Here is a 19,835-nt window from a genome sequence, read left to right as displayed (position 1 = left end):
AGATCACCTGTCGCCCGACGGCGGACGGTTCAATCCCAGCTCAGCGCACCGCCCGTCTGGTACTCCGTGACACGGGTCTCGAAGAAGTTCTTCTCCTTGCGCAGATTGGCCTGTTCGTCGAGCCATGGGAGCACGCTTTCGGCGCCGGGGAAGGGTTCCGCGAGGCCGACCTGGCGGGCGCGGCGGTTGGCCATGAAGCGGAACTGGGCGGTGTGCAGCTCCGCGTTGTAGCCGAGGATCGGGTCGCGCAGGATGTAGTCGGCGTAGGCGCGCTCGGCGGCCTCGGCCTCGTCCCACAGGGTGCGCAGCGCGGCGGGGTCGAGGGTGAGCTGTTCTTCCTTGAGCAGTTCGCGCACCACGCGGATGCCGAAGGCGCAGTGCAGGACTTCGTCGCGCATGATGTACTGGAGCTGTTCCGCGGCGCCCTTCATGAGGCCACGGCGCTGCAGCGCGAAGATCGGCGAGAAACCGTTGTAGAACCAGCAGCCCTCGAAGATCGCCGCGAAGAAGAAGTAGGACAGCGCGAACTCGTGCAGATTGTCCCGCTCGCGCAGGTCGAAGTCCGGGCGCATCACCCGCTCCAGGCGCCGGTTGGCGAGGGCGATCTTGCCGTGGATGGCCGGCACGACCCGGTAGCGGTTGTAGATCTCCTGCTGGTCGAGGCCGATGGATTCGATGCAGTGCTGGTAGGTCCAGGTGTGCAGGGCCTCCTCGTACACCTGGCGGGCCTGGTAGATCTGCAGCTCGGGGGCGCTCATCTTCTCCATCACCGCCAGGCCGATGTTGCGCATGGCCAGGATGTCGGAGGTGGTGAGGTAGGCCAGCACGTTCTCGAAGACGTGGCGCTCGGCGGACGTGAGCTTGTGGTGGTAGTCGTGCACGTCCTGGGCCATGGAGATTTCCAGCGGCGTCCAGTGGTTGCGGTTGGCCTTGAGGAAGAACTCCCAGGCCCACGGGTACTTGAAGGGCGCGAGCTGGTTGATGTCGGTATGACCGCCGACGATGCGCTTGTCGGCGGCATTCACCGGGGCCAGCGCGGCGGACTGCGGCGCGCCGGCCGGGCGCACGGGGGTGTCCCAGTCGTTGAAGGGGGCGTTCATTGGCAGGCCTCGCATTCCGGGTTGTCGATGGAGCAGAAGCGCGGGGCGTCTTCGCTAGCGGGCGCGGTGTGCTCCCGTTCGCCGGCCTTTTCCATCTGGCTGGCGCCGAGGGTGCGCAGGTAGTAGGTGGTCTTGAGGCCGCGCAGCCAGGCCAGCTTGTAGGTTTCGTCCAGCTTGCGGCCGGACGGGGTGGCGAGGTAGAGGTTGAGGGACTGGGCCTGGTCGATCCACTTCTGGCGGCGGGCCGCCGCTTCGATCAGCCACGCGGGGTCGATCTCGAAGGCGGTGGCGTAGCGGGCCTTGAGTTCGTCCGGCACCCGGTCGATGCGGGCCAGCGAGCCGTCGAAGTACTTGAGGTCGGCGACCATCACTTCGTCCCACAGGTCCAGCGCCTTCAGGTCGCGGACCAGCGCTTCGTTGACCACCGTGAATTCGCCGGACAGGTTGGATTTGACGTAGAGGTTCTGGTAGGCCGGCTCGATGCTGGCCGACACGCCGACGATGTTGGAGATGGTGGCGGTCGGGGCGATGGCGACGCAGTTGGAGTTGCGCATGCCGTGGCGGGCGATGCGCTCGCGCAGCGCGGCCCAGTCCAGGCGGCTGTCCCGGTTCACGTCCAGGTGGCCGGCGCGCGCCTCGGCGAGCAGGTCCAGGCTGTCCAGCGGCAGGATGCCCTTGTCCCACAGGCTGCCGTCGAAGCTGGCGTAGCGGCCGCGCTCGCGGGCCAGCTCGGTGGAGGCCCAGTAGGCCTGGTAGCACACGGCCTCCATGCTGCGGTCGGCAAACTCCACCGCTTCGGCGGAGGCGTAGGGCAGGCCGAGGGCGTACAGGCAGTCGGCAAAGCCCATGATGCCGAGCCCCACCGGACGGTGCTGCAGGTTGGCGCGGCGGGCCTTGGGGGTGGCGTAGAAGTTGATGTCCACCACGTTGTCGAGCATGCGCAGCGCGGTGCGGATGGTCCGGGCCAGCTTGTCGGTGTCGAGCTGGCCGTCCTTGAGGTGGGCGGGCAGGTTGACCGAACCCAGGTTGCAGACGGCGGTTTCGCTGTCGGAAGTGTTGAGGGTGATCTCGGTGCACAGGTTGGAGCTGTGCACGACGCCCACGTGCTGCTGCGGCGAGCGCAGGTTGCAGGCGTCCTTGAAGGTGATCCACGGGTGCCCGGTCTCGAACAGCATGGTGAGCATCTTGCGCCACAGCTGAACGGCCGGCAGGCGCTTGAAGAGGCGCAGCCCGCCGGCGTCGGCGCGGGCCTCGTAGGCGACGTAGGCGGCTTCGAAGTCGGTGCCGTAGCGCTCGTGCAGGTCGGGTACGTCCGACGGGGAGAACAGGGTCCATTCGGCGTTCTCATGCACCCGCTTCATGAACAGGTCGGGAATCCAGTTGGCGGTGTTCATGTCGTGGGTGCGCCGCCGCTCGTCACCGGTGTTCTTGCGCAGGTCGAGGAACTCCTCGATGTCCAGGTGCCAGGTCTCCAGGTAGGCGCACACCGCGCCCTTGCGCTTGCCGCCCTGGTTTACGGCGACGGCGGTGTCGTTGACCACCTTCAGAAAGGGGATCACGCCCTGGCTGTGGCCGTTGGTGCCCTTGATGCGGCTGCCGAGGGCGCGCACTGGGGTCCAGTCGTTGCCGAGGCCGCCGGCGTATTTCTGCAGCAGTGCGTTCTCCTTGACCGCCTGGTAGATGCCTTCCAGGTCGTCCGAGACCGTGGTGAGGTAGCACGAGGACAGCTGGGAATGGCGCGTGCCGCTGTTGAACAGGGTCGGTGTCGAGCACATGAAGTCGAAGCTCGAGATCAGCGCGTAGAACTCGATGGCACGGGCTTCCCGGTCGATCTCGTTGAGGGCGAGGCCCATCGCGACGCGCATGAAGAAGATCTGCGGCAGCTCGATGCGGCGCCCGTCCACGTGCAGGAAGTAGCGGTCGTAGAGGGTCTGCAGGCCGAGGTAGCCGAACTGCAGGTCGCGTTCGGGGCGAAGGGCGGCGGCGAGGCGGGCTAGATCGAAGTCGGCCAGGCGCGGGTCGAGCAGCCCGGCGGCGATCCCGCGGCCGACGAATTCCGGCAGCTGCTCGGCGTACAGCCCGGCCAGCGCATCGAGTTGCACGCCGTGGCCCAGCACTTCCCGCGCCAGGCTGACCAGCAGCAGGCGCGCGGTGGCCTGGTTGTAGCCGGGTTCGCGCTCGATCAGGCCGCGCGCGGCGAGGATCAGCGCCTGGTCCACGTCGGCGAGGGGAACGCCATCGTAGAGGTTGCGGAGGGCGTGGTCGAGGATGGCCTGGGGGCTGACACCATCGCCCAGGCCGGCGCAGGCGGCCCGGCAGTTGGCGAGCAGGCGGGCGGTGTCGAGGGGGATGCGGCGCTCGCCGTCCAGTACGTGGAGGATAGTCGCGGCCGCGCTGTCGACTGGCACGGCGGCCCGTTCCGCTGACCGGCGTTCCCGGTACAGCACGTAGGCGCGGGCCACGTCGTGCTCGCCGGAGCGCATCAGGGCCAGTTCGACCTGGTCCTGGATGTCCTCGATGGAGACCGTGCCGCCGTCGGGCAGGCGGCGGGTGAGGGCGCGCAGTACGGTGTCGGTGAGGCGGCCGACGATCTCGCGGACGCGGGACGAGGCGGCGCTGGCGTTGCCCTCCACGGCGAGGAAGGCCTTGGTCATGGCCACGGCGATCTTGTCGGCGTTGAAGGTGACGACGGCTCCGTTGCGGCGGATGACCTGCAGCGCGGCGACGGCGGTTTCATGGCTGCCGGCGTGGCTCGGCGAGGATTTCAGGATGGCGGTCTGCAAGCGGGTTCTCCGTGTCCGGGGGGGCGGAGAGCCGAGGGAGCAATTGGAGCGCGGCAGCGGGAACCCGGCAGGGCGGCCCGCCGCACGACGGCGGCAAGACTCCTCGTTTCAGGGACACCCCGCCCCAAAAGCGCAAAAGGATTGGGCCATGGCAGGTCTCCTGACTCTCGGGTCCGCGTGTCGTGCCGGCCTTCCCGGAGCGCATCCAGTGGCTGTGGGGGCACGAAACTCGCCGATTACAGTTGCGGGGGCAGTGCCGGCATTGAGACCGTGGTCTCGCACCGGCTTCCCTTTTCATCCCCTGGCGGGGAACCAATGACGGGGCGGAGTTTAGGCGGCGATTGATGGGGATGTCAATCGATGAGGCCGCTATCTAGTTATTTTTACCGCTCCGTAATCAATGGATAGTAGGTTGGCTTGCAGTGCCCCCCTGTGGCGCGGCGCCCCATCCTGGCCAGCTAAGCTGGGAACGCATCACCCGGTACGCGTACCCAGCCTTCCATGAGGATGCGCGCGCTGCGGCTCATGGAGGCGCGGGTGACCACCCAGCCGCTGTCCGTGGCCTGGGCCTCGGCGCCGACGCGCAGCGTGCCGGACGGATGGCCGAAGCGCACGGTGTTGCGCTTGCCACCGCCCGCGGCGAGATTGACCAGGGTGCCGGGGATGGCTGCGGCAGTGCCGATGGCCACCGCCGCCGTGCCCATCATCGCGTGGTGCAGCTTGCCCATCGACAGCGCGCGCACCAGCAGGTCGATGTCCGCGGCGGCGACGGCTTTGCCGCTGGAGGCCACGTAATCGGCCGGCGGGGCAACGAAAGCGATCTTCGGGGTGTGCTGCCGTGTGGCGGCTTCGTCGAGGCTGCGGATCAGCCCCATGCGCAGGGCGCCGTGGGCGCGGATGGCCTCGAAGCGGGCCAGCGCGGCGGCGTCGCCGTTGATGGCGTCCTGCAGTTCGGTGCCCTGGTAGCCCAGATCCGCGGCGTTCACGAAGATTGTCGGGATGCCGGCGTTGATCAGCGTGGCGCGCAGGCGTCCGCCGGCGATGACGGTTTCGGGCAGCTCCAGCTCGTCCACCGAGCGGCCGGTCGGGAAGAGGGCGGCGCTGTCGTTGCCACCCTCGCGGTCACCCTCGTCAGCTGGATCGACGAATTCCAGCGCGACCTCGGCGGCGGGAAAGCTGACGCCATCCAGCTCGAAATCCCCGGTTTCCTGCACTTGCCCATCCCGCAGCGGGACATGGGCGATGATGGTCTTGTCGATGTTGGCCTGCCAGATGCGTACCGTGGCCAGGCCATCAGCCGGCAGGCGGGACGCGTCGACGAGACCGGCGGTGATGGCGAAGGGGCCGACGGCCGCCGACAGGTTGCCGCAGTTGCCGGACCAGTCCACGAAGTCCCCGTCGATGGCGACCTGGCCGAACAGGTAGTCCACGTCGTGATCGGGCCGCGTGCTCTTCGACAGGATCACCACCTTGCTGGTGCTGGAGGTGGCGCCGCCCATGCCGTCGATCTGCTTGCCGTAGGGATCGGGGCTGCCGATCACCCGCTGCAGCAGGCGGTCGCGGGCCGGCCCCGGCGCGCGGCAGGCTTCCGGCAGGTCGTCTACGCGGAAGAACACGCCCTTGCTGGTGCCGCCGCGCATGTAGGTGGCGGGGATGCGGATCTGCGCCGGAAAGGCGGGATGGGTGACGCTGCGGGTCATGTCTGCTTCCTTGCCGGTGCGCGGCGGAGAATCATCAGCGCGGCATTGTAGGCGGGGAAAGGCGCATCCGCGGCCGTGTCGGCGCTTGCATCCATGTACGGATCACTTTATGTTCAAACGACTGTACGAGGACGGAGTATCAGAAGTGGCTGCACCGAAAGCTGGCGAAACCCCCAATGCGGATACCCGCGAACGAATTCTTGATGCGGCCGAGCGCCTTTTCATGGCCAACGGCTACGACGGGACGTCGATGCGCCAGATCACCAGCGGAGCGGCCGTCAACCTGGCGGCGGTCAATTACCACTTCGGCTCCAAAGAATCCTTGATGCAGGAAGTCTTCCGTCGGCGGCTCGACTGGCTGAACGATGAGCGCATGCGCATCCTCGATACGCTGGAACGGGAGTCGGCGGGCAAGCCCCTCAAGCCGTCGCAGATCGTGGATGGCTTTTTCGGGACTTTGCTGCGCCTGGCCGACAACGAGGCCCGCGGCGGCATGACCTTCCTGCGTCTGCTCGGGCGAACCCTCACGGAGCCCACCGAGTTCATCCACACCTTCCTCGCCCGGGAATACCGCACCGTCGTCGAGCGCTACAAGGAGGCGCTGTTCAAGGCGCTGCCGGATGTGCCCAAGTCCGAGATCGTCTGGCGCTTCCACTTCATGCTCGGCGCCACCTCGTTCGCGATTGCCGGCATCGATGCGCTGCGGGTGGTGACCGACTGGCAGATCGAGGATGAAACGGAGATGGACCGCTTCGACCGTCTGCTGCCGCGCCTGATGTCCTTCCTGCTCGGCGGCTTGCGGGCGCCGTTGCCGCAGTTCGAGGGCGCTGCGGACTGACGCGCCGTCCGGCTGGCTCCCCGAGGCTTCGGGCTGCAGGGGCCGGAGCCGGATCTGGAGCGCCGGGACGTGCGCTCCGCCACCTGCATCTGACGATCTGCATCTGACGATCTGCATCTGACGATCTGCATCGCCGGCACGCAAAAAAGACTTGCCGCCGCGATGAAGGCTCCTTAATATAAAACGAACGTTTGAACAGTTCTGATCCAAGAAGCCTTCGGTGTAGCAGGGCTGTTTTTTTGCCTCTCGATTAAAACGAACGTTTGTGCATTTCGGTTTCGATGTTCTTGCTTATTACAAAAGTACAAAAGGAGACGACTTGATGCGAAACATGCTGCAACCCCGCGCTATCCCGCTGCTCATATCGGCGCTGGCCTTTTCCGGTTCGGCAGGCGCCGCCGGCTTCCAGCTCATGGAGCAGAACGGTTCAGGGCTTGGGACGGCCTATGCCGGTCAGGCCGCCGTTGCCGAGGACGCCAGCACGATCTATTTCAATCCGGCCGGGATGACGATGCTGTCGGGCACCCACAGCTTCAGTGCGGTAACGACGGTGATCAACCGCAGCACGCGTTTCACGAACGATGGGACGACGCCCATGCCGGTCATCAATCCGCTGACCGGCGCGCCCACCGGTGCCTTCCATCCGGTCGGTGACTCGGGCGGTAACGGCGGTGGTGCGCACGCGGTACCGGCGATCTATTACGCCTACGCCTTGTCGTCGGACTGGCGGCTCGGTCTTGGAATAGGGCCGACCTTTGCCGACGAGACGGAATACGACAGCACCTTCGTCGGACGCTTCTCCGGCCAGAAGACCCGCATCCGCCACATCAACGTCAATCCGTCCGTCGCCTACCGCGTCAATGAGCGACTGTCGCTTGGCGTCGGCGTCGACTACGTCGTCAGCAAGATCGAATTCACACAAGCCACGCCCTATGTCGGCGCACCGGTCGGGCGCCTCAAGGGCGATGGCCGGGCCTGGGGCTACAACGCCGGCCTGATGTATCAGCTGGACGACGCCACCCGGTTGGGCGTGAGCTACCGCTCTAAGGTAAAGGTCGATCTGGACGGCACGCAGACTGTGCCGGGCCTGATCGATCGGTCGATCACCGCCTCCATCGAGACGCCGGACACCTTGTCCATTGCTCTCCAGCACAAGCTCGACGAGCGCTGGACGCTGCTCGGCGACTACTCCTGGACCGGCTGGAGCAGCCTGCAGACGCTGGCGCCCAAGGTGGCCGCCAACGGTGCGGCTGCCACGGCGCCGCTGCGCTACAACTTCAAGGACACCTGGCGCGTGGGCGTCGGCGCGACCTGGCAGTACAACCAGGACTGGAAACTGCGCGCCGGCACCGCCTACGACAAGAACCCGATTCCCGACGATGCCAGCCGCACGATGACCGTGCCCGACGCGGACCGCATCTGGCTGGCCTTCGGCGCCAAGTGGGCCGTCGCGCCCAATACCAGCCTGGATTTCGGCTACGCCCACCTGTTCCTCAAGGACACCCACACGGCGCGGGTGGTCACGAACACGGCCGAGACGGTGACCCTGCAGACCGTGCGGGGCAAGTTCGAAAACAGCGTCGACCTGCTGTCCGTCCAGCTGAATTACGCCTTCTGATGCATTGCCTGCTGTATTACCTGAATTGCATAATCAATACCCTCAAAGGAGACAAGCCTTGAACAAGCTGATCGTAAGAAAGGCGGCAGTCCTCGGCGCCGGCGTGATGGGCGCGCAGATCGCCGCCCACCTCGCCAATGCCGGTGTGCCTGTCATGCTGTTCGACCTGCCCGCCAAGGGCGGTGACAAGAACGCGGTCGTAAGAAAAGCCCTCGACGGCCTCAAGAAGCTCGACCCGGCGCCGCTGGCGAGCAAGGACACGCTGCGCTTCATCGACGCCGCCAACTACGAAGAGCACCTGCCGCTGCTCGCCGACTGCGACCTGATCATCGAGGCGATTGCCGAGCGCATGGACTGGAAACACGATCTCTACGCGAAGATCAGCCCCTTCCTGGCGCCGGACGCGGTGATCGCGTCGAACACCTCCGGCCTGTCGATGAGCGCGCTGGAGCAGGGCCTGCCGGAGGTGCTGCGCCCGCGCTTCTGCGGTGTGCACTTCTTCAACCCGCCGCGCTACATGCATCTGGTGGAGCTCATCGCCACGCACAGCACCGACGCTGCGCTGCTCGACGCGCTGGAAACCTGGCTCACGTCCCGCCTCGGCAAGGGGGTGATCCGCGCGCTGGATACACCGAACTTCGTGGCCAACCGCATCGGCGTCTTCTCCATCCTGGCGGTGATGCACCATACCCAGGCCTTCGGCCTCGGCTTCGACGAGGTCGATGCGCTGACTGGCCCGAAGATTGGCCGGCCGAAGAGCGCCACCTACCGCACCGCCGACGTGGTCGGTCTGGACACGCTGGCCCACGTCATCAAGACGATGCAGGACACGCTGCCCGACGACCCGTGGCATGCGCACTTCACGACGCCGGCCTGGCTGAAGTTGTTGATCGAGCAGGGCGCCCTTGGGCAGAAGACCCGCTGCGGTATCTTCCGCAAGCAGGGCAAGGAGATCCAGGTGCTCGACCTGGCCGAGCAGGGCTATCGGTCGTCTTCCGGGGAAATTGCCGATGAGGTCGCCGCGATCCTCAAGCTTCGGAATCCGGCCGAGAAGTTCGCCGCACTGCGGGCCTCGCAGTATCCCCATGCGCAATTCCTGTGGGCGATCTTCCGCGACATTTTCCACTACGCCGCCGTGCAACTCGAGAACGTGGCCGATAACGCCCGCGACCTCGACCTGGTCATGCGCTGGGGCTTCGGCTGGGCGCAAGGCCCGTTCGAGACCTGGCAGGCCGCTGGCTGGTCCGCCATTGCCGATGCGGTGGCCGCCGACATCGCGGCCGGCAAGGCGATGAGCGATGTGCCGCTGCCGGCCTGGGCGCTGGAAGCTGGCCGTGCCGGCGTGCATACGCCGGAAGGCTCCTGGTCGGCCCGCCGCAATGCCTACGTGCCGCGTTCAGACCTGCCGGTTTATCGACGCCAACTCTTCCCCGAGCGGGTGCTCGGCGAGAACGCGGCGCCGTCGGAACAGTCCGGCGAGACCCTGTACGAGAACGACGGCGTGCGCCTGTGGCGCTTGCCGGCGGTCGATGCCGGCATCGGCATCGTGTCGATCAAGTCGAAGATGCACACCATCGGCAACGAGGTGCTGGACGGCGTCATCGCCGCGGTCCGCCAGGCGGAAACCACGCTCGACGGCCTCGTCGTCTGGCACGAGGCGCCGTTCGCCGTCGGCGCCAATCTGCAGCAGGTGGCGGAAGCCATCGGCGCCGGCCGCTTCGACGTGCTTGAGGCGACCGTCGAGAAATTCCAGCGTGCCTCGCAGGCGCTGAAGTACGCCCAGGTTCCGGTCGTTGCCGCGGTGCAGGGCATGGCGCTCGGCGGCGGCTGCGAGTTCGTCATGCATGCGGGCAAGCGGGTGCTGGCGCTGGAAAGCTACGTCGGCCTGGTGGAAGCCGGTGTCGGCCTGATCCCGGCCGGTGGTGGCTGCAAGGAATTCGCGGTGCGCGCGGCCGACCTGGCCGCCCAGTCGGCAACGCCGACGGAGGTGTTCAACTTCCTGCAGCCGGTGTTCCAGACGATTGCGATGGCGAAGGTCGCCAAGAGCGCGCAGGAGGCCATCGACTACGGCTTCGCCCGGCCGTCGGACACCGTCCTGTTCAACGCCCACGAGCTGCTGTGGGTCGCCATCCGCGAAGCACGCGCGCTGGCCGATGCCGGCCATGCGCCGCCGCAGTTGGCCCGCGGCATTCCGGTCGCCGGCAAGAACGGCATCGCCACCTTCGAGATGATGCTGGTGAACATGAAGGAAGGCGGGATGATCTCCGCCCACGACTACAAGGTGGCCAAGGCCGCCGCCACCGCCCTGTGCGGCGGCGAGGTGGAAACAGGCAGCCTGGTGGACGAGGAATGGCTGCTCACCGTCGAGCGCCGCCTGTTCGTCGAACTGCTGAAAGATCCCCTCACGCAGGCCCGCATCCAGCACATGCTGGAAACCGGCAAGCCGCTGCGCAACTGATCGGGCCAAGGAGATAAAGACATGAGCAAACAGATTCAAGACGCCTACATCGTCGCCGCGACCCGTCTGCCGGTGGCCAAGCGCAACGGTGCGTTCCGCAATGTCCGCCCGGACGACATGCTGGCGGCGGTCCTCAAATCCGTCGTGGCCCAGGTGCCGGGCATCGACCCGGCGCTGATTGGCGACGTCATCGTCGGCTGCGCGATGCCGGAGGCTGAGCAGGGCATGAACGTCGCGCGCATTGGCCTGCTGCTGGCCGGGTTGCCGACCAGCGTGCCGGGGCTGACGATCAACCGCTTCTGCTCGTCCGGCGTGCAGGCGGTGGCCGATGCGGCCAACCAGATCCGTCTGGGCCTGGCCGACGTGATGATCGCCGCCGGCACCGAGTCGATGAGCGTGATGCCGCAGATGATGGGCAACAAGATGTCGATGAACCCGGCGATCTTCGCCCACGAGGAGAACCTGGGCATCGCCTACGGCATGGGCCTCACTGCCGAAAAGGTCGCCCAGCAATGGAAGATCGGCCGCGATGCCCAGGACCAGTTCGCGCTGGCCTCCAACCAGAAGGCTTGCGCGGCGATCCTGGCTGGCCATTTCAACGCCGAGACGATGGCTTACGGCTTCACCGAGCACGTCCCCGATCTGACGAGCGGGCAGGTTCGCGCCCGTCAGCGCACCGTCGAGGTGGACGAGGGGCCGCGCCAGGATGCTTCGCTGGAGAGGCTTGCCAAACTCAAGCCGGTGTTCAACGTGCGTGGCTCGGTTACCGCTGGCAATTCGTCGCAGATGTCGGATGGCGCCGGGGCGGTGATGCTGGTGTCGGAGAAGATCCTGCGGGAACACAACCTGACGCCACTGGCCCGCTTTGCCGGTTACGCGGTGGCCGGTGTGGCGCCGGACATCATGGGCATCGGCCCGGTGGCGGCGATTCCGAAGGCGCTGGCTCAGGCCGGCATCCGCCAGGATGAGCTGGACTGGATCGAACTGAACGAAGCTTTCGCCGCCCAGTCGCTGGCGGTGATGCAAGAGCTCGGCCTTGATCCGGACAAGGTCAATCCGCTCGGCGGTGCCATCGCCCTTGGCCATCCCCTCGGCGCCACCGGTGCGATCCGCACGGCTACCGTGGTGCACGGCCTGCAGCGTACTGGCGGCCGCTACGGCATGGTGACGATGTGCATCGGCACCGGCATGGGCGCCGCCGGCATCTTCGAGCGCGTGTGACGACGCCTGCCTTGCCCACATTCATGCCCCATCAAAAGAAGAGCAGACCATGAAGCCCGCCTGGCTCGCCAAACTTCCGCCCGCGTGGCGTGCCCGCATGGTGCGCCTGGGCTTCAACCTGCACCCGGCTTTCCGTGGCACGGGCGGACGGGTCGTGCATGTGGGGCGGGACCTGCGCCACATCCGAATAGCGCTGCCCCTGTCGTGGAAGACCCGCAACATCGTCGGTTCGCTGTACGGCGGCTCGCTCTTCGCGATCACCGACGGGGTGCACCCGATGATGCTGATGGCGGCGTTGGGCGAGGGTTACATCGTGTGGGACAAGGCGGCGAGCATCCGCTACCGCAAGCCGGGCTACACGACGCTGTACGCCGACTTCGTGCTGGGTCCGGAAGAGCTGGCCGACATCCGCGCCGCGCTGGCGCAGCAGCCGGAGCTGGAACGGACCTTCCAGGTCGAGCTGAAGGACGCGCACGGCGTCGTGCATACGGTGGTGGAGCGCACCGTCTATATCGCCGAGAAGAATTTCTACCGGAAGAAATCTGCTGGAGGAGAGCAATGAGTCAATTTCATCGTTTTGCCGGGGCTACCTTGCTGGTGGCCCTGCTGGCTTCGCCCGGGCTTCACGCGGCCGAGGTGGCCGGAGTCAGGATCGACGAGCGGGCCCGCGTCGGGAGCAGCGAGCTGGTGCTGAACGGCGCTGGCCTGCGCAGCAAGCTGTTCATCAAACTCTACGTTGCTGCGCTGTACGCGCCGCAGAAGAGCGGCACGGCCGCTGCGCTGATCGACGCCAGCACACCGCGGCGGATGAACCTGCGCCTGTTGCGCGACATCGGCGCCGACACGCTGCACGCGGCGCTGGAGGAGGGGCTGGCCCACAACAACACATCCGCCGAGCTGGAAGCCGTGAAGCCCCAGTCGGAACAGTTCGGTACCCTGATGCGCGGCCTCGGCAAGGTGCACGAAGGCGACAGCGTAGCCCTCGACTTCAGCGGCGACGGCGTGGCGCTGAGCGTCAACGGCGAGCCCCGTGGCAAGGTCGCCGGCGGCGCGTTCGCCAAGGCCCTGCTGAAGGTCTGGCTCGGCGACAAGCCGGCGGATGCCGGGCTCAAGAAAGCGCTGCTCGGCAACTGACCGGCCAGCCGAGGAGACAGACATGGACAGAATCTGGCTGCAAAGCTACCCGGCGGGCATCCCGGCGGACATCGACATCGAACACATCCCGTCGCTGGTCGCGCTGCTCGGGAAGGCTTGCAAGACCTATGCGGACAAGGTCGCCTACATCAGCATGGGCAAGGAGATGACTTATCGCCAGCTCGACGAGGCGTCCCTTGCCTTTGCCGGCTGGCTGCAATCGCGGGGGCTACAGAAAGGCGACCGCGTCGCGCTGATGATGCCGAACCTGCTGCAATACCCGGTAGCCCTGTTCGGCGCCCTGCGGGCCGGCTGCGTGGTGGTCAATTGCAACCCGCTATATACCCCGCGGGAACTGGAACACCAGCTCAAGGACTCCGGTGCTGCGGCCATCGTCATCGTCGAGAACTTTGCCCACACGCTTGAGCAGGTGCTGCCCAGGACGCCAGCGCTGCGCCACGTCATCGTGACGCCGATGGGCGAGATGCTGGGCACGGTGAAGGGGGCGCTGGTCAACCTCGTCGTGCGCCGTATCAAGAAGATGGTGCCCGCCTGGTATATCCCCACGGCAATTGGCTTCAGCGACGCACTCACCGTGGGGCAGCGCCAGCGCTTCAAGCCGGTGCCGCTCGGCCAGCAGGATCTGGCCTTCCTGCAATACACGGGCGGCACGACCGGCGTTTCCAAGGGCGCGATGCTGACCCACGCCAACATCGCGTCGAACGTCACCCAGGCCTACAACTGGATCCGCCCAGCGGTGCGCGAAGGGCAGGAGATCATCGTCACCGCCTTGCCGCTGTACCACGTCTTCGCGCTGACGGCGAACTGTCTGACCTTCCTGATGATCGGCGCAACGAACCTGCTGATCGCCAATCCCCGCGACATTCCGGGTTTCGTGAAGGAATGGGCGAAGTATCCGGTGACGGTGTTCACCGGCGTCAATACGCTGTTCAACGCGCTGCTCAACAACCCGGATTTCGCGAAGCTGGATTTCTCGACGATGCGCGTCACGCTTGGCGGCGGCATGGCGGTGCAGGCGCCGGTGGCCGAGCGCTGGCGCCAGATCACCGGCACGCCGCTGCTGCAGGCCTACGGGCTGACCGAAACCTCGCCGGCGGCAACCATCAATCCCCTCGACATGGACGGCTTCAACGGAGCGATCGGCCTGCCGATCTCGTCCACCGAGATCTCGATCCGCGACGACATCGGGACTGAGGTGCCGCTCAACCAGGTCGGCGAGATCTGCATCCGCGGCCCGCAGGTGATGAAGGGCTACTGGCAGCGCCCGGAGGAGAGCGCCAACGTCTTTCATCCGGACGGTTTCCTGCGCACCGGCGACATGGGCTATGTGGACAAGCAGGGCTTCGTCTTCCTGGTGGACCGCAAGAAGGACATGATCCTGGTGTCCGGCTTCAACGTGTACCCCAACGAGGTCGAGGAGGCGGTGGCGATGCATCCGGGCGTCGGCGATGTTGCGGCAATCGGTGTCGCCGACGAACATTCCGGCGAGGCGGTGAAGATCTTCGTCGTCCGCAAGGATCCGGCACTGACCGAAAAAGCGCTGGTCGAGCATTGCCGCACCGTGCTGACCGGATACAAAGTACCCAAACACGTGGAATTCCGCGACGACCTGCCGCGCACCAACGTCGGCAAGATCCTGCGTCGCGCATTGAAGGAGGCTGCCTGAATGTCGATTCCCGCTTCGTTGAACAAGAACCTCGCGCTGCCGGTGATCTGCGCACCGATGTTCATCGTCTCCAATCCTGACCTGGTCATCGCCCAGTGCCGCAGCGGTGTCATCGGTTCCTTTCCGGCGCTGAATGCGCGCCCGCAGGAGCTGCTCGACGACTGGCTGACGCGTATCAACGCCACGCTGGCGGAGAGCCCGGCGGCTGCGCCCTTCGCGGTGAACCAGATCATCCATCCGTCGAACACGCGGCTGGAGCACGACATGGCCTTGTGCGTGAAGCACGAGGTGCCGCTGATCATCACCAGCCTGTCGGCGCCGACCCTGATCGTGCCGCAGGTCCATGCCTACGGCGGCCTGGTCTTTCATGACGTGATCAGCGTCCGCCATGCGGAAAAGGCGCTGGAAGCTGGTGTGGACGGCTTGATCCTGGTCTGCGCCGGTGCGGGCGGTCACGCCGGCACCCTGAGCCCCTTCGCGCTGGTCGGTGAGATCCGCAAGTTCTACGACGGCCCGATCGCCCTGTCCGGCGCCATCACCAACGGCCAGAGCATCCTGGCCGCGCAGGCGCTGGGGGCCGACTTCGCCTACATCGGCTCGCGCTTCATCGCGACGGAGGAGGCCAACGCCGCCGACGCCTACAAACAGGCGCTGCTCGAGTCTACGGCCCAGGATGTGGTCTACACGCCTTACTTCACCGGCGTGCATGGCAACTATCTCAAGAAGAGCATCCTCGCCGCCGGGCTCAACCCGGAAGATCTGCCGGTTCGGGACAAGAGCGCCATGAGCTTCGGCAAGGACAACGATGCCAAGGCCTGGCGCGACATCTGGGGCGCAGGGCAGGGCGTCGGCACCATCGACGACGTGCTGCCGGCCGCCGACGTCATCGCCCGGATGAAGCACGAATACCTGGCTGCCAAGGCTGACCTGTTGGCCAGATCCTTCTGACCACTATCCCGATTCGCTGAGCCGGCCCTGGAACGGGCGGGCGCCGCGAATCGGGACGCAGCTGATCCCTACGCACTACATGTCTTGTTCCCGACCGCCGCATGGCGGCGCAGGGCTGAACCGATTACGCCTTCAAATTAAAACGAACGATTGACCAAGGAGAACGAAATGAGTGATTACCGCGCCCCGATCAAGGACATGCGCTTCGTCATGGACGAACTGGCCGCCTTCAACGAGATCGCCAGCCTGCCCGGTTGTGAGGAGGCGACGCCGGACCTGGCCGACGCCATTCTCGACGAAGCCGCCAGGTTTGCCGGCGAGGTGCTGGCACCGCTCAACCACGTCGGCGACAGGCAAGGCTGCACGCTCGGCGCCGAGGGCGTGACGACCCCGGCAGGCTGGAAAGCTGCCTATCAGCTGTACCGCGACGCCGGCTGGAATGGCATCACGCTGCCTGCCGAGTTCGGCGGCCAGGGCCTGCCCGACCTGCTCGGCATCGCCGTCAAGGAGATGATCTGCTCGGCGAACATGGCCTTCTCCCTCGGCCCGCTGCTGACCACCGGCGCCGTCGAAGCCTTGCTGACCTGCGCCAGCGATGAACTGAAGACGACCTTTCTGGAGAAAATGGTGTCCGGCGAATGGACCGGCACGATGAACCTCACCGAGCCCCAGGCCGGCTCCGATCTGGCTCTGATCCGCTCGCGGGCCGAACCGCAGGCCGACGGCACGTACCGGGTCTTCGGCCAGAAGATCTTCATCACCTACGGCGACCACGACATGACCGACAACATCGTGCATCTCGTCCTCGCCCGCCTGCCGGACGCGCCGGCCGGGGTGAAGGGCATCTCGATGTTCCTGGTGCCGAAGTTCCTCGTGAATGCCGATGGCGCTCCCGGCGAGCGCAATGACGTCCGTTGCGTATCCATCGAACACAAGCTCGGGATCCATGCCAGCCCGACGTGCGTGATGGCCTTCGGCGATAAGGAAGGCGCCGTCGGCTATCTGCTCGGCGAAGCCAACCGGGGCCTCGAGTACATGTTCATCATGATGAACCAGGCCCGCCTCGGTGTTGGCCTGCAGGGCATCGCCCTCGGCGAACGTGCCTACCAGCAGGCGCTGGCCTACGCCCGTGACCGCAAGCAGGGCCGCGATGCGCTGACCGGCGAGGCGCTGGTGAGCATCGACAAGCACCCGGACATCCGCCGCATGCTGATGCTGATGAAGGCCCGTGTCGAAGCCTGCCGCGCGCTGACTTATTACACCGCCGGGCTGCTCGACATGGCCGACAAGCATCCGGATGGCGAGCAGCGCCGCCAAAGCCTCTACCTGGCCGAGCTGATGATTCCCATCGTCAAGGGCGGCGGCACCGAAATGGGCATCGAGGTGACGTCCCTCGGCGTGCAGATCCACGGCGGCATGGGCTTCATCGAGGAAACCGGCGCCGCCCAGCACTGGCGCGACTCGCGGATCACGACGATCTACGAGGGCACCACCGGCATCCAGGCCAACGACCTGCTGTTCCGCAAGCTGATGCGCGACCAGGGCGCCACGCTCAAGCTCGTCTTCGGCGAGATCCACGCCACCGCCAAGGCGCTGGGTGCCACTGGCCAGCCGGAACTGCAGGCCATCGGCCACAAGCTCGGCAACGCGTTGAAAGCCTGGACGGTCGCCAGCGAATGGCTGGCCGGTAGCGCGAAACACAGCCTCGGCGGCGTGCTGACGGCGGCCGTGCCCTACCTGCACCTGGCCGTCACCGTCAGCGGTGGCTGGATGATGGGCAAGGCGGCGCTCGCCGCTGCCGGCCATCTGGCCCGCGGCGACGGTGACCTGGTTTTCTACCGTAACAAGATCGCCACGGCCCGCTTCTACGCCGACCAGTTGCTGCCCCAGGCGGCTGCGTACGCCGAGACCGTGATGAACGGCGATGCCGCACTTGCGGACGTGGGAGATGAGCTGTTCGCTTAGTCGGCGGATATGGGCAGGCTGTCCGCCATCGCAGACAGCCTGCTTCATCCGAGCGGGACGCGCCGCGTGGCGCTGGATCAGCGGCTGATATCGACGATGACGCGGCCGCGCAGATTGCCGGCGAGGATCGCCGGGGCTTGCTCGATGGCTTCACTCAGGCCGATCTCGTGGGCGATCAGGCCCAGCTTGTCGATGTCCAGGTCGCGGCCGAGACGTTGCCAGGCTTCGAGGCGGCGCTGACGGGGGCACATCACGCTGTCTACGCCGGCCAGGGTCACGCCGCGCAAGATGAAGGGCGCGACGCTGGCTGGCAGATCCATGCCACCGGCCAAGCCGCAGGCTGCGACGGTGCCGCCGTACTTGGTGCTGGCGCATACATTGGCCAGCACGTGGGAGCCGACCACGTCTACCGCGCCGGCCCAGCGCTCCCTGGCGAGGGGCTTGCCGGGCGCGCTGAATTCTTCGCGGGACAGCACTTCGCTGGCGCCGAGCTGGCGTAGGTAAGGCTCTTCCTCCATGCGGCCGGTGACGGCGACGACCCGGTAGCCCAGTTTGGACAGCAGCGCGACCGCGACGCTTCCGACGCCGCCACCCGCACCGGTGACCAGGATATCGCCCTGGTCCGGCGTCACGCCGTGACGCTCCAGGGCCATTACGCACAGCATTGCGGTGTAGCCGGCGGTGCCGATGGCCATCGCCTGGCTCGGCGTGAAGCTGGCCGGCAGCGGAACCAACCAGTCGCCGTTGAGGCGGGCTTTTTCGGCGAGGCCGCCCCAATGCACTTCACCCACGCCCCAGCCGTTCAGTACCACCAGGTCGCCGGCGTGGTAACCCGGATGGCGGCTCTCCTCGACGGTGCCAACCAGGTCGATGCCCGGCACCATCGGAAAGCGTCGCACCACCGGGCCCTTGCCGGTGATCGCCAGCGCGTCCTTGTAGTTGAGCGTGGAGTACTGGACCTGCACCGTTACGTCGCCGTCGGGCAGACCGGCTTCGTCGATGTCGCGCAGCGTGGCGCGGTAACCGGCCTCGTCCTTCTCGATCAGGATTCCCTTGAACATGTTCACCCTCCGTTTAATTAGACTGATCGTCTATTAATAGACAAAAAAACTCACCGGGGCAGCCCGGCGAAGAAAAAATCGGCAAAGACTTCCAGTGCCCGGCTCGATGCTTCCAGCTTGGCACGCAGCACCGCGCCCTCCCAGCCGATCCAGAAGCAGTTGGCCAGGCGCTGGCAATCGGCGTCGGCGGCGATCGCGCCACCGGCCTGCGCTGCTTCCAGGCAAATGGCCACACGGTTTTCCCAGTCGGCAAAGACCGCCGAGAGCTGCAGACGCAGGGCGTCTGGCAGACTGGCGGTTTCCTGGCCCAGATTGCCGACCAGGCAGCCACGGCGGAATTCGAAGCGCGCCATGCCGTCGGCAGCGTCGGTGACGAAATTGCGCAGGCGTTGCAGCGGCGGTTGGCTTTCGTCGAGCAGGAAGCGGTCGAGCTTGCGAACGAAGTAGCCGGCGTAGCGCTCGATCAGCGCACCGCCGAAGGCTTCCTTGCTGGGAAAGAAGTGGTAGAAGGACCCCTTCGGGACGCCCACGCGGGACAGGATCTGGTCGATGCCGGTGGCGGAAAAGCCCCTTTCGGTAAGCACCTCGACGCCGGCGCGCAGCAGCGCCTCGCGGGTTTCGCTGAAGCCGTTGGCGCTTTTCGGCGGACGGCCGCGGCGGCGCGGCGTGGTGGCGGAGGCGGAGGGCTGAAGGTCCATGGAGATAAATTAGACCGATCGTCTCAATAAATCAATCCTCAGCTTGAAAAATGGCTTGCGAACGCCCGCTGGGAAAGGTTCAAAAATTTTTTTGAAATCCTGTCATCCAGCTTACTGACGTTTGCGTTAAGGGAGTACAGGTGAGCGATCACCGGATTTAACAGGAGAAGTCGATGGGCAGTTATTGCAACGAGTCCTACGCAGAGTTTCTGGATTCCCTCAAGGCCGCGGGCGTCGTGATCCGCAACGAAAGCGAAGTTCGCGAGCGTCTGGCAGAGTCCCAGCGCTGGCGTAGTGCCTTCATGACCCTGGCCGCCAATGGTCGTACGATCGGTATCGAGTTTTCGGTGGATAACAACAGTGCACCGACGGCTGTTCAGCGCATCATGGCAGCACATGCTTTCCCGGCCGAAAAGGAAGCTGCGTTCCTCGCCCAGCTCACCGCCGATCGTTAAGTCGTAACGCACCATCTGCACCGCAATCGTCTCGCGGTGCACGGAAAAAGCCTCCTACCCGCGCAGAGCGGGCGGAGGTTTTTTATTGCCTGCAAGTCTTGAGTTTGGACGAAAAAAACGGGGGCGATCTGCTCGCCCCCGTTTGTGGGATTACCGCTTGTACCGGCGT

The 19,835-nt window shown here is 65.9% G+C and carries 15 protein-coding genes and 1 riboswitch; of the genes, 10 read left to right on the top strand and 5 right to left on the bottom strand.

The features are described from left to right. Positions 1-29: 29 nt before the first annotated feature. The 3 genes from AC3QL2_RS24155 to prpF form a co-directional block, all read right to left on the bottom strand. Positions 30-1,100 (bottom strand): ribonucleotide-diphosphate reductase subunit beta, encoded by a 1,071-nt coding sequence (locus AC3QL2_RS24155; RefSeq protein ID WP_493234890.1) that lies wholly within the window; start codon positions 1,098-1,100, stop codon positions 30-32. After that, entirely contained in the window at positions 1,097-3,883 is a 2,787-nt protein-coding gene (locus tag AC3QL2_RS24150; protein WP_493234891.1) for a ribonucleoside-diphosphate reductase subunit alpha, read from the bottom strand. Before AC3QL2_RS24150 ends, AC3QL2_RS24155 begins: the two co-directional genes overlap by 4 nt. A gap of 133 nt (positions 3,884-4,016) precedes the next feature. Next, positions 4,017-4,216: riboswitch (cobalamin riboswitch) on the bottom strand. A gap of 125 nt (positions 4,217-4,341) precedes the next feature. Next, on the bottom strand, positions 4,342-5,583 hold the full coding sequence (gene prpF, locus AC3QL2_RS24145) for a 2-methylaconitate cis-trans isomerase PrpF (protein WP_493234892.1): 1,242 nt from the start codon (positions 5,581-5,583) through the stop codon (positions 4,342-4,344). A gap of 145 nt (positions 5,584-5,728) precedes the next feature. On the opposite strand from prpF, the gene AC3QL2_RS24140 reads away from it, so the two are divergent. From AC3QL2_RS24140 to AC3QL2_RS24100, 9 genes are all read left to right on the top strand, one after another. Further along, positions 5,729-6,421: a TetR/AcrR family transcriptional regulator gene (locus AC3QL2_RS24140; protein ID WP_493234894.1), complete on the top strand. Its 693-nt coding sequence runs from the start codon at positions 5,729-5,731 to the stop codon at positions 6,419-6,421. 322 nt (positions 6,422-6,743) lie between these two features. Continuing rightward, positions 6,744-8,039 carry an OmpP1/FadL family transporter gene (locus AC3QL2_RS24135; protein WP_493234896.1) on the top strand — a complete coding sequence of 432 codons (1,296 nt, stop codon included), beginning with the start codon at positions 6,744-6,746 and terminating at the stop codon, positions 8,037-8,039. 58 nt (positions 8,040-8,097) lie between these two features. Next, positions 8,098-10,497: a 3-hydroxyacyl-CoA dehydrogenase/enoyl-CoA hydratase family protein gene (locus tag AC3QL2_RS24130; RefSeq protein ID WP_493234897.1), complete on the top strand. Its 2,400-nt coding sequence runs from the start codon at positions 8,098-8,100 to the stop codon at positions 10,495-10,497. A 21-nt stretch (positions 10,498-10,518) separates the two neighbouring features. Further along, positions 10,519-11,718 carry an acetyl-CoA C-acyltransferase gene (locus AC3QL2_RS24125; RefSeq protein WP_493234899.1) on the top strand — a complete coding sequence of 400 codons (1,200 nt, stop codon included), beginning with the start codon at positions 10,519-10,521 and terminating at the stop codon, positions 11,716-11,718. Between the two features lie 49 nt (positions 11,719-11,767). Then, positions 11,768-12,280, top strand: a complete 513-nt coding sequence (locus AC3QL2_RS24120; RefSeq protein ID WP_493234900.1) for a DUF4442 domain-containing protein — start codon at positions 11,768-11,770, stop codon at positions 12,278-12,280. Continuing rightward, a complete protein-coding gene (locus tag AC3QL2_RS24115; RefSeq protein WP_493234902.1) occupies positions 12,277-12,852 on the top strand; it encodes a chalcone isomerase family protein in 576 nt (191 codons plus the stop codon). Before AC3QL2_RS24120 ends, AC3QL2_RS24115 begins: the two co-directional genes overlap by 4 nt. 22 nt (positions 12,853-12,874) lie before the next feature. Then, on the top strand, positions 12,875-14,539 hold the full coding sequence (locus AC3QL2_RS24110) for a long-chain-fatty-acid--CoA ligase (protein WP_493234904.1): 1,665 nt from the start codon (positions 12,875-12,877) through the stop codon (positions 14,537-14,539). Further along, positions 14,540-15,487 carry an NAD(P)H-dependent flavin oxidoreductase gene (locus AC3QL2_RS24105; protein ID WP_493234905.1) on the top strand — a complete coding sequence of 316 codons (948 nt, stop codon included), beginning with the start codon at positions 14,540-14,542 and terminating at the stop codon, positions 15,485-15,487. A 168-nt stretch (positions 15,488-15,655) separates the two neighbouring features. Beyond that, a complete protein-coding gene (locus tag AC3QL2_RS24100) occupies positions 15,656-17,452 on the top strand; it encodes an acyl-CoA dehydrogenase (protein WP_493234906.1) in 1,797 nt (598 codons plus the stop codon). A 77-nt stretch (positions 17,453-17,529) separates the two neighbouring features. Here AC3QL2_RS24100 and acuI read toward each other — a convergent pair whose 3' ends face one another. Together acuI and acuR are read right to left on the bottom strand one after the other, a co-directional pair. Beyond that, positions 17,530-18,513 carry an acrylyl-CoA reductase (NADPH) gene (gene acuI, locus AC3QL2_RS24095; protein ID WP_493234907.1) on the bottom strand — a complete coding sequence of 328 codons (984 nt, stop codon included), beginning with the start codon at positions 18,511-18,513 and terminating at the stop codon, positions 17,530-17,532. Between the two features lie 50 nt (positions 18,514-18,563). Further along, positions 18,564-19,211: an acrylate utilization transcriptional regulator AcuR gene (acuR, locus tag AC3QL2_RS24090; RefSeq protein WP_493234909.1), complete on the bottom strand. Its 648-nt coding sequence runs from the start codon at positions 19,209-19,211 to the stop codon at positions 18,564-18,566. A 173-nt stretch (positions 19,212-19,384) separates the two neighbouring features. Between acuR and AC3QL2_RS24085 the strand changes: the two genes are divergently transcribed. Further along, on the top strand, positions 19,385-19,666 hold the full coding sequence (locus AC3QL2_RS24085) for a hypothetical protein (protein ID WP_481114046.1): 282 nt from the start codon (positions 19,385-19,387) through the stop codon (positions 19,664-19,666). The last annotated feature ends 169 nt before the right edge of the window (positions 19,667-19,835 follow it).

Source organism: Zoogloea sp. GW822-FHT05C07 (genome assembly GCF_058800215.1).
The sequence above is the reverse complement of the archived record's forward strand: the minus strand, read 5'-3'. Positions and strand labels throughout refer to the sequence as shown.